Origin of the sequence: Maridesulfovibrio sp., assembly GCF_963676065.1 — a bacterium.
Lineage (GTDB): Bacteria > Desulfobacterota > Desulfovibrionia > Desulfovibrionales > Desulfovibrionaceae > Maridesulfovibrio.
The window spans coordinates 3,031,984-3,045,964 of the sequence record NZ_OY780933.1; the positions used below are offsets into that span (position 1 = coordinate 3,031,984).

General features: G+C 46.6%; 10 protein-coding genes. All 10 read right to left on the reverse strand.

What is annotated here, in order from left to right; all coding sequences use genetic code 11:
* Nucleotides 1-16: 16 nt before the first annotated feature.
* The gene (locus ACKU35_RS13635) at nt 17-1,471 is read right to left on the reverse strand and encodes a TrkH family potassium uptake protein (protein ID WP_319759895.1); all 1,455 of its coding nucleotides are present in this window, start codon (nt 1,469-1,471) and stop codon (nt 17-19) included.
* The gene (trkA, locus tag ACKU35_RS13640; protein ID WP_319759897.1) at nt 1,471-2,838 is read right to left on the reverse strand and encodes a Trk system potassium transporter TrkA; all 1,368 of its coding nucleotides are present in this window, start codon (nt 2,836-2,838) and stop codon (nt 1,471-1,473) included. The genes ACKU35_RS13635 and trkA overlap by 1 nt, the downstream gene beginning before the upstream one ends.
* Nucleotides 2,839-3,027: 189 nt before the next feature.
* Nucleotides 3,028-3,291: a 30S ribosomal protein S20 gene (gene rpsT / locus ACKU35_RS13645; protein ID WP_319759899.1), complete on the reverse strand. Its 264-nt coding sequence runs from the start codon at nt 3,289-3,291 to the stop codon at nt 3,028-3,030.
* 178 nt (nt 3,292-3,469) lie between these two features.
* Nucleotides 3,470-5,563, reverse strand: coding sequence for a glycine--tRNA ligase subunit beta (gene glyS, locus ACKU35_RS13650; RefSeq protein ID WP_319759901.1), 2,094 nt, complete (start codon nt 5,561-5,563; stop codon nt 3,470-3,472).
* A gap of 16 nt (nt 5,564-5,579) precedes the next feature.
* Nucleotides 5,580-6,452 carry a glycine--tRNA ligase subunit alpha gene (gene glyQ, locus ACKU35_RS13655; protein WP_319759903.1) on the reverse strand — a complete coding sequence of 291 codons (873 nt, stop codon included), beginning with the start codon at nt 6,450-6,452 and terminating at the stop codon, nt 5,580-5,582.
* A 157-nt stretch (nt 6,453-6,609) separates the two neighbouring features.
* Complete coding sequence (gene recO, locus ACKU35_RS13660) at nt 6,610-7,350, reverse strand: DNA repair protein RecO (protein ID WP_319759904.1); 741 nt, start codon at nt 7,348-7,350, stop codon at nt 6,610-6,612.
* Nucleotides 7,351-7,380: 30 nt separating this feature from the next.
* Complete coding sequence (locus ACKU35_RS13665; RefSeq protein WP_319759906.1) at nt 7,381-8,241, reverse strand: RodZ domain-containing protein; 861 nt, start codon at nt 8,239-8,241, stop codon at nt 7,381-7,383.
* A gap of 89 nt (nt 8,242-8,330) precedes the next feature.
* Complete coding sequence (locus tag ACKU35_RS13670; RefSeq protein ID WP_319759908.1) at nt 8,331-9,269, reverse strand: SurA N-terminal domain-containing protein; 939 nt, start codon at nt 9,267-9,269, stop codon at nt 8,331-8,333.
* Between the two features lie 133 nt (nt 9,270-9,402).
* Nucleotides 9,403-10,365 (reverse strand): SurA N-terminal domain-containing protein, encoded by a 963-nt coding sequence (locus tag ACKU35_RS13675; RefSeq protein ID WP_319759910.1) that lies wholly within the window; start codon nt 10,363-10,365, stop codon nt 9,403-9,405.
* Between the two features lie 32 nt (nt 10,366-10,397).
* Entirely contained in the window at nt 10,398-13,847 is a 3,450-nt protein-coding gene (gene mfd, locus ACKU35_RS13680) for a transcription-repair coupling factor (protein ID WP_319759912.1), read from the reverse strand.
* Nucleotides 13,848-13,981 lie beyond the last annotated feature (134 nt).

Below are 13,981 nucleotides of genomic sequence, written 5' to 3' on the forward strand. Positions count from 1 at the left end.
AGGTGTCTTCTACAAATTATTTACGCCAGAATTCAGGAACACAAAGGACGACAACTGTGTATATTTCCAGACGGCCCAGCAGCATGCAGAAGATGAGGGCCCATTTTCCCAGTTCCGGGATATGAGCATAGTTTTCTGTAGGACCGACGCTTCCTATTCCGGGACCGATGTTGCCGATGCAGGCCAGAGACGCGGCAAATGAGGAGACAACGTCCACCCCTGTCGCCGCTACCACCAATCCGCCGAGTACGAAAAGCAGTATCCAGAGCACAGAAAAGCCGAGAATATCATTCATGGTTTCCGGCTTAACAACAGTTTTGCCAAGCTTCACCCGGTTAACCGAGCGTGGATGGATGATGCGGAAAACTTCCTGATATGCCTGCTTCAGAAGCAGCATGATGCGCAGATTCTTCATTCCTCCGCTGGTGGACCCGGCACAGCCTCCGAGAAACATACACAGCAGCAGAAGTCCCTGTGCCACTGCGGGCCATATCTCATAGTCGGCGGTAGCATATCCGGTCGTGCTAATTATCGAAGCGACTTGAAAAGATGTGTAGCGGAAAGAATCGCTAATAGATTCATAGTTCGTGGCAGAATATACAGCTATTGTGATTATGGCGATGACTGCGAGGGTGACTACTCCGAAAAATCTGAATTCCGGATCTTTCCAGAGCAGTAACGGACGCCCTTTGATCATTTGATAGTGCAGGCTGAAGTTGACCGCAGCGACCAGCATAAAAAAGGTAATCACATAATCAATGTATGCGCTTTGAAAGTAAGCTACGGAAGAGTTCTTGGTGGAAAAACCACCGGTAGCCAGTGTTCCAAAGGTGTGGCAGAGGGAATCAAAAAAATCCATGCCGCCGAACATGAGCAACACCGCTTCAATTATGGTGAAAAGTAGATAAACTTTCCAGAGCACCAGCGCGGTATCTTTAATGCGCGGTTTGAGCTTATCCGGTACCGGTCCGGGAACTTCTGCCTTGTAAAGCTGCATCCCTCCTACTCCGAGAAAAGGCAGAATAGCCAGCGAAAGAACAATGATTCCCATGCCGCCCAGCCAATGAGTCAGGCTGCGCCAGAAAAGAATTCCCTTGGCATTTTTTTCGATATCCATCATCACCGAAGCTCCGGTGGTGGTAAATCCTGAAAGAGACTCGAAAAAACAATCCACGTAACAGGAGAAAACATCCCCGAAATAGAAAGGCAGACTGCCGAAAAAACCGGCAAAAACCCATCCGAGCGCAACAATGGCCATACCCTCGCGATGGCTCAAGCCTTTTGCTTTACCACTGTTCCTGAAAATCAAAAACATGGCCAGTCCGCTGATGCAGGTAACACAGAAGGACTCCAGCAAAGGTACTATCCCCGCATCCTGATAATAAAGTGAAAATCCCAGCGGGAAAATCATGGTCAGGCCGACACAAAGGGTCAATGCCCCAATGATGTGCAGAACTATCTTCCAACGCATTAATAAAGCTCCAGCTTGGTGGTGAGAGCCTTCTCTATTTTGGGAATATTTTTATGGGTGGAAATAATGAGCAATCTGTCATTAGGCTCGATCACGGTGGTTCCAGTGGGAATGATTACATCATCGCCACGCTGGAAACAAAGTATCAATGTCCCCTTAGGCAGATCGAGTTCCATAATCGGCTTGCCCACAATACCTGATTTTTCCTGTGCGATGGCTTCGAGGGCTTCTGCTTCTTCACCTTTGATTGAAACTGCTGAAATAACTTTACCCTGTCGCACAAAGTGGAGAATGGAGTTGATGGCTGAAAGTCTCGGGCAGACAAGGTGGTCGATGCCGATGGGTTCAATCAGGGGGATATATGCAAATTTATTGATACGGGTGATGGTCTTGCGTACACCGAGATTTTTTGCAAGCAGGCAGGAAAGGATATTCATTTCCTCATCACCTGTCACAGCGATGACCATATCCAGATCACCCACGTTTTCTTCGTTGAGCAGATCTTGATCAGTACCGTCACCGTTAAGGACAATAACGCGGTCCAGTCCCTCGGAAAGTTCGGCACAACGTTCGGGGTTATTATCAATCAAGCGGGTATGATATTTTTTTCTGTCTAAAGCCTGTGCGAGGAGATAACCGACGTTTCCGCCGCCCACGATCATTACTTTCTTGATGGGATCAGAAAGAATTCCGGCACGTTTGAGCAGTGTATTCTGCTGGTCCCTAAGGCATGTAAAATATATGATGTCGCCCTGCTCAATGGTATCAAGGCCGCCGGGAATGATCAGCTCATTATTACGGACAAGGGCGGCAACAACGACGTCAATATCATCACCGAGGTGTTCACGCATCATCATCAGCTGTACACCGACCAGAGGGCTTTCGGCAGGGAGCTTCACACCGATCAGACGAACTTTTCCGCCCACAAAATCATTAATTTCGACCGCACCAGGAACACTCATGACCCGCATGATGGAGTCTACAACTTCTTCATCCGGATTGATCAGGGTGTCAATGTGCAGATCACCTTCTGTAAACATGTCCGCATACCGAGTGTAATCTTCTTTCCTGATTCTTGCGAGCTTGATAATTTCGGGGTTAAGCCTGTTAGCAAAAAAAGTAGCCAACAGGTTTATTTCATCCTTATCTGTCACAGCCAAAAGGATATCAGCTTCATCGACACCGGCCTTTTCAAGAATTTCAGGACTGGAACCGGAACCTTGAAGCGTCTGTACATCCAGAGAATCAGAAACTTTGCTAAGAGCCTTGGAGTTCATGTCGATAACGACAACTTCCTTGTTTTCACCGGAAAGACGTCTGGCAACATTGAACCCAACTTCCCCGGCTCCCACTATGATAACTCTCAATAGTTACTCCTTACGTATTACATCTGGCTATAAGCAAAAAAGTACTGTTTAAATCAAGAGTTGTTTATATCTTGAACAATACAATCCGGCAACACCTAGTTTCTTAAAAACTGCTAATAACGTAAAAAGCCCGTCGCACAAGGCGACGGGCTGATTCAATCTTATAAAGACAAAAAACTTTTAAAGGCACTAAGCCATTTTGTTAACGGCTGCGTTCAGGCGAGAAATCTTGCGTGCTGCGGTGCGCGCATGGATAACTTTTTTGGTTGCAGCTTTATCAAGAACGGAAGTAGCCTTGCGCAGCGCGGTGGATGCGAGGTTGGTGTCGTTAGCTTCAACAGCTGCACGAACTTCTTTTACAACGTTTTTGATACGGGTACGTACAGTGGTGTTGCGCATGTTGCGTTTAACGCTCTGACGGTGCCTTTTGAGTGCGGATTTATGGTTCGCCAAGGTATTTCTCCTTAAAATTAAATTTCTATTTTTTAACCCGGTCAGCCGGGATTACAATCAAACGAAGAGTGTCTTTAACCAATAAACGACTTAACTGTCAAGGTTAGATAACATTTTTTTCAATGAAAAATCTAGAAAATAATGTTTTTGCAGACTCTCTTAAAACCGGATTGCAGGATTATACCTGCAAAGCTCCGAAATCAGCCAGTCTGCTCAGTCTGTCTACCAGAGCTTTAAGCAGATTGAGACGGTTCATCCTAAGGCCCTTGTCTTCGCAGATAACCATTACATTATCAAAGAAATCGTCGACATAGGAACGCAGTTCGCCGAGGATTGCGAACAGTTTAGTAAACTCGTCATTTTCCCAGAGTTCCTCAAAACGGGCAGCTGTTTCATCAAGCTTTACGGCGAGATCTTTTTCCTGCGTTTCTTCCAGCTTATCAACTTCAAAGCCGCCAGTGAGCGACACACCTTGCTCGCTGCCCTGCTTTTTGATGATGTTGGATGCACGCTTGAAAGTAAGAACTGCCTGTTCAAATCCTTCAGTCTTGGCGAATTCAGCCAGTGCTTCGATCCGTGAAGTGAGAGCGGTCACATCGCGGTACCCTGCTCCGAGAGCTGCATCAACAACCCTTGTCTCGAAGCCTTTTCCGGTAAAATAAGCACGTAGTCTGTTGGAAATGAACTCACCCAGTTTTTCGAGGAGTTCAGACTTTTCGAGCTTCCATTTGATATCCTTGGAATAGCCGTCAAAAGCCATTTCCATGATTTCAAGGATGTCCACCCGAAGGTCATATTTTATAATCATGCGCACAATACCCAGAGCGGCACGCCGCAGAGCGTAGGTATCATTTGCGCCAGTGGGGATTTTGTTCAGACCGAAACAGCCGACCAGTGTGTCAGCCTTATCGGACATGGAAACAATAACACCGCCAAGGGTGGAAGGCACGGGGCTTTCCGGTCCGGCCGGCAGGTACTGTTCATACAGAGCTTTGCAGACAACGTCATCTTCGCCGCATTTGGAAGCGTAGATGCCGCCCATTTTACCCTGAAGTTTATCAAATTCGTTAACCATTTCGGAAACAAGGTCAGCCTTGGCAAGACGGCCAGCACGAGCCATTTCGGTCTGCAGGGAAGCATCGGTTTTACCGGCTATCAGCGCTGCGAGACGTTCCATTCTGCGGGATTTGTCGCCCATGGAGCCCAAGGGGCCGAGGAAGACTACATTGTCCAGCTTGGCAAGCCATGTGTCGAAATCTGTCTTAAGGTCGTTCTTCCAGAAAAAACGGCCGTCTTCCAGTCTGGCACGAAGAACTTTTTCCCATCCTTTGCGGACCAGTTCCATGTCTTTGGGGACAAGGTTCAAGGTACACAGGAAATGCGGGAGCAGCTCACCGTCTTCCTTCTGGATGCCGAAACATTTCTGGTGGCTTTCCATGCTGGTCAGCAGAACTTCTTTAGGAAGTTCAAGGAAAGATTCATCAAAGTTACCGATGATGGGCACTGGCAGTTCAACAAGATTGCTGACTTCTTCCAGCAGGGAATCTTTCCAGACCACGGAACCGCTTAGCTCAGCCGCGAGTTTATTACCTTCATTGCGGACGTGTTCTGCCCTTGCTTCAGGAGAAATGATAATGGAACTTTTATCTTTGACCACAGCAAAATAATCATCAGCAGTAGCAACTTCCCAAGGTCCGGCACCCATTACCCGGTGGCCGTAAGTGAGGCGTCCGGAAGGCAGACCAGCCATTTCAAATTCCACAATGTCGGAACCGAACAGGCAAAGCAACCAGCGCAAAGGACGGCCGAAAGCAAAATCAAGGTTGCCCCATTTCATCTTTTTGGGAAAAGAGAGCTTCTTGATTGCGGTCACACAAAGTTCAGGCAGAATTGAGATGGTATCACCGCCGCCAACAGTCTTTTTAGCCGCAAGATAATCGCCTTTAGCTGTTTCAAGGGTGTAAACATCTTCAAGGGCGATTCCCTGAGATTTAATAAAACCCTCAAGAGCTTTAGTGGGATTTCCGTCAGCATCATAAGCAATGCGTGCGGGAGGTCCGGAAACCTCTTCTTCCACCTTTCTCTGTACTGGTTCCATATCCTTGACGAAAATGGTCAGCCTGCGCGGAGTGGCAAAAGTTTCAACGCTGGAGTTATCAATCATGCTCTCTTCAAGAAGAGTGCTGAAAATCTTTTTAATATCTATACCCAGCCGGGGAACAAAGCGGGCTGGCATTTCTTCAATTCCAATTTCAAGTATAAAATCGGCCATCTTAGCTTCCGTTTTTTTAGTCGTTATTAAGCATGGGGTAGTTCATGTTCTCGCGTTCTTGCGCATACAACTTTGCGGCTGCGGAAGCGAGATTACGCACTCTGCCGATATAGGTTGCCCTTTCTGTTATGGAAATGGCTCCACGAGCATCAAGCATGTTGAAAGTATGTGAGCATTTCAAGCAATACTCGTATGCCGGACGTGTGAGACCAGCTTCGCAGAGTTTCTGGCTTTCTGCTTCAAATTTATCAAAAAGATCAAGCAGCATGGCTGAGTCACTATACTCAAAGTTGTATGTGGACTGCTCAACCTCATTCTGGTGGAAAATCTGCCCGTAGGTGACTTTATCGTTCCACTTGAGGTCATAAACAGATTCAACTCCCTGCAGATACATACAGATTCTTTCAAGTCCGTAGGTCAGTTCGACAGATACGGGTTTGAGATCGATTCCGCCCACCTGCTGGAAATAAGTGAACTGTGTTACTTCCATACCATTCAACCATACCTCCCAGCCGAGTCCCCATGCGCCGAGGGTGGGAGATTCCCAGTCGTCCTCGACAAAACGGATGTCATGCTCTGCAGCATCGATGCCGAGAACTTCAAGACTTTTAAGGTACAGATCCTGAACATCATCAGGAGAAGGTTTCAGAATTACCTGGAACTGGAAGTAGTGCTGGAGCCTGTTAGGGTTTTCACCATAACGGCCGTCTGTAGGACGGCGGGAAGGCTCTACATACGCAGTATTCCACGGCTCAGGACCGATTACGCGAAAAAAAGTTGAAGGGTTGAATGTACCCGCGCCGACCTCGATATCAAGAGGCTGGACAATGCAGCATCCGTAATCAGACCAGAAGTCCTGAAGTTTGAGTATAACATCTTGAAAATTCATCAAATTCCTCTCGTCTAGCAAACAAACATTTGTATTGATTCATTCTTCCTCAAGCGCTTCAATACGGGCGAAGAAGAATGTCCGGTTTACAAACAAAAAAGCAGGACAAATCAAGTTTATCCTGAACACGCACTCCACCTGTAAAGGCGGATGAAATTTATATCTTCCTGTAATTGTTGCCTTCCCAGACCAGCCCCATATGATAGGCCATAAATCGGTCCATTACGGAAAAGCACTCCTGCCGGATTTGCGCCGGAAGCTGCAACGATATCCAGCTTTCTGGTCCGGTATCCTGAATCCACGCCAGTGTCCTGACGGTTCCGGGACTTACAGTCTCCCCTTCTCTACCGTCGGTGCAGTCCAGACATCTGATCTGCCCTTTTTCTATATTAAAGACGACGGGACGGGAACTGAACAAAGGTTTGCCGCATTGAGCGCAAATTGTAAAGTCAGGATTGTAACCTTGTTCAAAAGCGACCTTCGCCCGGAAGAAAAGGGGGAAAAAATCATCCGGCTCCGCTTCTTCTATTACGTCCAGCGTTTCGGTCAACAAATCAAAAACAGCGCGGTTTCCATCACGCTCCAGAACCGCAGACTCAATAAATTTAAAACAATTGGCAGCGAGTCCCATTTTGCGAAAGTCAGACCGGATTCCCGGATAGCCTTTGACCAGACTCCCTTCCTGCAGGACCTGATAAGTTCCTGTTTTGTTAGCGCCAGTTTTAAAGAGCACCTGCGAAAACGGCTCCAGACATCCACCGAATCTGCGGCGGCTTCGGCTGCCTCCGAAGGCAAACGCGTTTTGTACTCCCCTTGTAGAGGACATAAAACGCACCCAGATATCATTTTCCTTAAATTTACCGGTCTTCAGTATGATAACTTTTTCAGTCAGTTCCATCAAGATTCACGACCGTACCGGAAAAGCGCTCTACTGAGCTGCCGGGAATTCCAGATCTTTAACCTTTCCCTTTGGCGCGTCAAATTTAAAAGGTTTGCCGTCCGAAACAATTTCAACTCCTCCACCGTTACCGAGTCTTATCTGCAAAGACTTTTTGTACGGCATCGAAATATTGTCACCTTCCTGAAGAACATATTCCTTGGCTTCACCATCGACAACAGCTCTCAACCAGCAGGTTTCACCGGGTTTAACTGTGATGGAGACAACATTCTTTAAAGGAGCTGCTACCGGCTGTTCTTCCACAGCAGGCTGCTCAACAGCTGGTTCAGGTGTACTTTCCGTTACTGCTTCAGCTACTTCAGGTTCTGTTGCTGCTGGTTCTGATTCTGTGATTTCAACTTTTTCTTCAACCACGGGAGCCGCAGGTTCGGCGGCCGCACTCTCTTCATGCGCCTCTTCCGCAACAACCGCAACGGCTACTTTCTCGGCAGATTTGCCGCTAAAAATGGAATTATCGTGCAGATAATAAATCAGGCCGCCGACTATAGCAGCCAGAATTAAAACCAGAAAAATTGTACCGGCAGAACTTTTTTTAGGCTCCGGTCCATACTCAGGTGAATTAAATTCATCTGTTGCAGAATCAGGTCTTCCAGACGACATAAATCGCGAAAATTCTTCACCTATTTCATCTGCATCAAGCCCAAGGGCTTTAGCATAATTCTTTATAAATCCTTTGGCATAAACCTCATGTGGAAATTCATCCTGGTTGCCGCATTCAATAGCAACAATATTGATACGACTGACTTTTGTGATCTCCATAATCTGTTCTATAGTCAGCCCTTGGCGTTCTCTTTCCTCTTTTAAACGGGAACCTAGCTCTTTCAAATCCATACGACCCTCTCGATAAAATCTGGCAGTAATGTTTTCGTTGTCGAAAGCCGCCTTAAAGACGACTTAATTCCGCTACAGTTCTCCCCGAATTATTTAATCTCAATAACAGCTTTTTCCCTAAGCTTTTTAATAAAATCTTCAAATACTTCGTTTTGTTTTTGACGATACAGGCGATTATAAATTTCCTCTTTACTATCTTCAAAGGAAGACTGCTCAGCATGGGCATATGAATCCAGTTTGAGCAGCGCCTTGGATTTCTGTACATCAAAAACTTTACTTATTCCACCGGGTTTGAGGCCTTCAAGTGCTTCGTGCCAGGTCTGGGCAAGATCTCCCCATTCAAGGACTCCAAGATCGCCGCCGCTGCCCATTCCGGGACCGGTTGTGTATTTATCCGCAGCATCTTCAAAGCTGATTTTACCGTCAACAATCTGTTCGCGGACATCTTCCGCTGATGTAGTTGCCGGAAAAAGGATAAGTTTCAGGTGAACACTTTTAGCAACCTCACCCTGATCTGACTGAGTACTGTTCCATGCTGCCTTGATCTCATCGTCTGTAACTACAACTTTGTTCTTTACTTTGTAGGAAAGTAAACGGTGTTTGCGGATATCTTTTCCGATTTTTTCTTTAAATTTGCTAAGAGTGGTCTTTTGGAGAGCAAGCTGACGTTCAAATTCTTCATCATTCAGATTGCTGTTTTCTTTGATGGATTTAATTTCGTTTGCAATGTCTTGATCCGAAACTTCAATTTTGAGTCTTTTGCTTTCCTGATCAATTATCATTTCATTAATCAGACGGTCAAGTATCTGCTTGCGGACCTTTTTAAGCTGTTCCATTTCAACTGCTGACAGTTCTTTTCCGTCAAACTGCTTCATGATAGGGGCCAGCTTTCTATTAAGTTCGTACATAGTAACAATTTCACCGTTCACAACGGCAACAATACCATCAACAACCTTTTCTTCTGCATTGGCAATCGAGGCGAAGCAAATGGTAGTACAGATCAGAATACTGGCAATAATGCGCTTCAATTCAATATCTCCTGAAATATAAAAATACCGGAAACAATCCGGTCATATGATCAAAATTTCCGTATGCCGCCAAGAATAAGGCCAGCATCGGTGATTCCTATGCCTAACTAAACCCTTTCACAGAACTATGCAACTATTGAGCTTTTGCTGCTTCAATGGGGCTATTTTTATGATCGTTATTTTCTTTTTCCGGTAGCAGTTCTTTACTGATTTTTATTTCTGAAGTCGCAATTTTGTCCTTCAGCCATGCCTCAAATTTTTCTTCCAGCATTTTTTCCAGCAGCACTTTTTCCACTGCGGGATAAGCTTGGAGAGGAGTAAGTAACGTAGCTTTTTTACTTTCTTTAAGAATCAGGCATAAAAATTCATTTTTCTGAGTTATTACGGAAGTGGCTTCACCGACTTCAAGCGGGTCTACAAGAGCTTTCCAGCCGGCGGGAATCTGTCCGCTTCTGATCCATATTTCCCGAACTGAAACTTCACGTAGTTTTGCAGATATTTCAGCCGGGGAAAAGCCTTCACGGTATAGCTTTACTCCCTTTAGCACCAGATCTTTGCTTAACCCTTTAACCATAACAAACCGGAATCCGGCGGGCATGTAAAAATCAGAAAGATGGGTCCGGTAATAATTCTCGGCGACTTTGTAATCAATCTTGATTTCGGGGCGCAGAACATCATGATAAAATTTATTCATTACCAACTGATATTTCAGCTGTGACCGCCATTGATTAATATCGATATATTCTTCAATGAGAATCTGTTCAAAAGAATCATCCGGATAATCAGAACGGACTTCGTTTTCAGCATCCTTTAACTCTTTAGCGGAAACAGGAATGTTTCTTTGCTCCAGTTCCTGTGAAACCAATTCCTGAACAATCAGGTCTCCGAGTATCTGGCCGTATTCTTCACGAACCTGTGCAACGGAAGGGACAAATTCTCCGTTTCCTTCGTGGCTGAGGTCATATTTGTATTCCAACTGGGTCAGGTAAATCGGTTTACCGTTTACCCGTGCAACAACTCCCGGCTCTTCATTTTTATTTTGGCAGCCTGAAAGTATAAAACAGGCCAATAGTACGGTGAGAAGTATTTTTTTCATAAAAAATCCGAATAAACCGTCATGCGGTAAAGTTAAAGTAGCGGTTCAAGTTTTTTACAAATAGAATCAAGTCCTTGAGAAATAGATACATTCTGGTCAAGGCGGATTTCAAGAGCTGCCGGCGGCTTTATTTTTGCTTTATCCCCCTGCTCTCCTATCCATGAAATAAGCTTTGCCGGATCTATCGGATTATTGTTTTCCTGCCAGGTCAGGATAACCCTTGTCGGGAACAGGTCAGCGCGGACTACCCCAAGCTTGGCCAGAGTCCTTTTGAGATATAAGACAGCAATAAAGTTTTCAACCTCTTCCGGAAAATGTCCGAAACGGTCCTTGATTTCTGCTGCCAATTCTTCAATCCCGGCTTCGCTCTCAGCAGATGACAGAGCGCGATAATAACGCAGTCTTTCCCTCGCATCGGGTACGAATTCTTCCGGAAGATGAGCTTTGAAGACAAAGTTCATCTCAGGATCACTGACTGTTCTTGAGTCGTCGCCCTTGATCCTCCTCACTTCTTCGTCCAGCATTTCAAGGAATAGATCAAGGCCAACTTTAGCCATCTGCCCGGACTGAACCTCACCGAGGATATTACCAGCTCCGCGTAAACGCAAATCTTCCATGGCGACTTTGAATCCGGCGCCGAGATAATCCAGCTGCAGGATAATCTGCATCCTGCGTTTGGCTTTTTCGGAAAGGGAATCAAGCGATGAAACCACAAAATATGCATATGCCTGACGGGTGCTGCGGCCTACCCTGCCACGCAGCTGGTAAAGCTGTCCAAGACCGAACATCTGAGCCTGATCAACAATCAGGGTATTGGCGTTGGGAAAATCCAAACCGGATTCAATAATTGCGGTGGCCACCAGAATATCCAGTTCCTTGTGCCAGAATTTATGAATGGTCTCTTCGAGATTTTTTTCGGTCATTTGGCCGTGAGCCATTCCGATTTTGGCATCGGGAGCGAGTTTTTTTACGAATTCAACCACCCGCTCGAGTCCCTGCACGCGGTTATGAACCCAAAATATCTGGCCCCCGCGTTCAAGTTCACGGGCGACGACAGATGCGAGTATGGCTTCTTCCCGTTCGATAAGCGCAGTCTCCACCGGCTTACGGTCAACCGGCGGGGTCTCGATGGTACTCAGGCTGCGCACTCCGGAAAGTGAAAGTTGCAGCGTGCGTGGAATGGGAGTTGCCGTCAGCGTTAATGCATCAATATTTTTACGCATCTCCTTGATACGTTCCTTATGGCGAACACCGAAACGCTGCTCTTCATCAAGAATAAGCAGGCCGAGATTGGGGGCTTCCACATCCTTGGAAAGCACCCGGTGGGTTCCGATGAGAATATCAAGTTCACCGGAAGCCATTTGCTCTAATACCCTTTTCTGGCTGGTTTTAGTCACAAAACGGCTGAGCATTCCTACGCTGACCGGAAAACCTTCCATGCGCTGTACAAAAGTTTGATAATGCTGTTCCGCAAGCACCGTTGTCGGGCAGAGCAGGACCACCTGCTTGCCATCCAGAACGGCTCTGAACGCGGCTCGCAGAGCTACTTCGGTCTTTCCGAATCCAACATCTCCGCAGACCAGACGGTCCATAGGTTCCGGGCTTTCCATATCGCGGAAAACATCCTGAATAGCCTTTTCCTGATCAGGGGTTTCTTCAAAACCGAAGGTGGATTCAAATTCCCAATACATCTCATCAAGCGGACCGTAGGCGTAGCCTTTTGCAATTTTGCGGTAGGCGTACATTTCCACCAGTTCGCCGGCGATTTTTTCAATTGCTTTACGGGCCTTTTCACGGGTCTTGGCCCAGCGTGCCCCGCCGAGTTTGTCCAAAACCGGGCAGGTACCCTCAGGTCCTTTAAATTTCTGGACCAGATTCAACCGGTCGACCGGTACGTAAAGCTTGTCTTCGGAATCGAAAAAAAGCAGCAGATAATCGTTTGCAACATCTCCTATATTCATATGATGCAATCCGCCGAATCGGGACAATCCATAATCGCGATGCACCAGCAGGTCATCAAGGAGCAGGTCTTCGTAACTGGTCATCCCCTCGAAGGCTTTATCCCTGCTGCGGGTTCCCTTTACGGCTTGCGGCTGGATTACATCCTCTCCCAGGATAACGGTCTGGTTCCATTCTAGTTCCATTCCTTGGCGCAATGGTGAAACAAGTGCGTAAAGCCCTTTGTTCAAAGGAGAATATTCAGTAGATATCGTTAATTGTTCCGGTTCGATGAGCGAAAGAAATTTCTTGCGTGAACGTTCTGTACGGAAGCTGAGCACAGTCTGAAACCGTTCACTTTTCCATTCTTTAAGAGCTGTTACAAGAGCCGCCCAAGGACGCTTGACCTGTTCCGGTTTCCAGAATAGGTCGCTGAAGGCGGTAATAGAGCGTTCTGAGAGATCGATCCCGTCTCTTTCCCTGCCGATAACAAGGTCTTCAAAAACAATCTGTCTTTCGTCGCGCCATGTTGCACGTGCCTTCTCCTCATTCCAACAAACCACATGCATGGGCCATTTACAGCCGTTATGTGCTGCCTTATCCTGCAAAAAAGTTTTCCAGCCGTGTTCCTGATCCTGTAATTTGGACCGCAGATTAGAGGCGGACGAAAGCACATAGACCGATTTTTTAGGAAAGAAAGCTTTAAGATCAACTGCTTCAGGATAAAATAATCCCGGCCAGATCATACCGTCGGCATTTCCGGCCTTTTCAACCATCCGTGTATACCCTTCCGAGGAAATTTCACCGGTTTTTTTTAGCTGGGCCCAGAACGCATCTGCTTCATTCACATTATTATCCGAAAGCATAGCCGGAGCTACAGGCAGCAGAGTAACTTCATCCAGATCAGCTTTGGAGCGTTGGGAAGCAGGATCGAAAAGGCGGATTTCCTCAAGGATATCACCGAAAAATTCAAGTCGTACGGGAAGATCGTATCCGGGAGCATAGATATCAAGAATATCTCCGCGCATGGACATTTCTCCATACCCGGAAACAAGTTTCGTCCTTGTGTATCCCCAGGTCACGGCTTGCTCCATGAGCATTTCCGGGGCCATCTCCTCGCCCTTGGAAAAAACAATGTAGTTGTTCTCCAGAATTTCCGGGGATGGCCATTTGGGGAGCAGATTGTCGGCGGTCATCAGCACTGACTGCTTTCCCCCGCGGGTCAGGGCATGCAGCGCGGACCAGCGTTCAGCCCAATCGGACGCAGCTGGATTTTTGCTCAAATACGGAGGTAGAAAAACCCAGTCCCTTTCCCAAGCCGGGAAGACTTTACCCTTATTTTCAAGATCGTTGCGACTGAAAAGGGTCAGCAGGGCTTTCAATTCTGAATATTCGCGCGCCCCCGGTGCCACAAGCACTACCGATTCTCCCCCTGAATGAAGGGTGTGGGCGGTAAAAGCCTGCGTTCCATGACCGCTTTTGAAAATACGTATGTTTTTACCGCTTCCAGATGAAAAAGCGGAAAGCTGGGAAGGTAAGGACAATTTTGCTCCAAAAATTTATCAAAATTAAAGTCGTCCTCCACTTATGCGGAGGACGACTTGTTTTTTGCAGAGAAATTGTGTCGTTGTCCAGTTTTAAAACCATGCTTGTAAATAACAGGCTTTTACCAGCTGGT

Coding starts and splice junctions, on each gene's coding strand:
- ACKU35_RS13635 (WP_319759895.1), bottom strand. CDS start 1,471: ATGCGTTGGAAGATAGTTCTGCACATCATTGGGGCATTGACCCTTTGT.
- glyS (WP_319759901.1), bottom strand. CDS start 5,563: ATGGCCGATTTTATACTTGAAATTGGAATTGAAGAAATGCCAGCCCGC.
- glyQ (WP_319759903.1), bottom strand. CDS start 6,452: ATGAATTTTCAAGATGTTATACTCAAACTTCAGGACTTCTGGTCTGAT.
- recO (WP_319759904.1), bottom strand. CDS start 7,350: ATGGAACTGACTGAAAAAGTTATCATACTGAAGACCGGTAAATTTAAG.
- ACKU35_RS13665 (WP_319759906.1), bottom strand. CDS start 8,241: ATGGATTTGAAAGAGCTAGGTTCCCGTTTAAAAGAGGAAAGAGAACGC.
- ACKU35_RS13675 (WP_319759910.1), bottom strand. CDS start 10,365: ATGAAAAAAATACTTCTCACCGTACTATTGGCCTGTTTTATACTTTCA.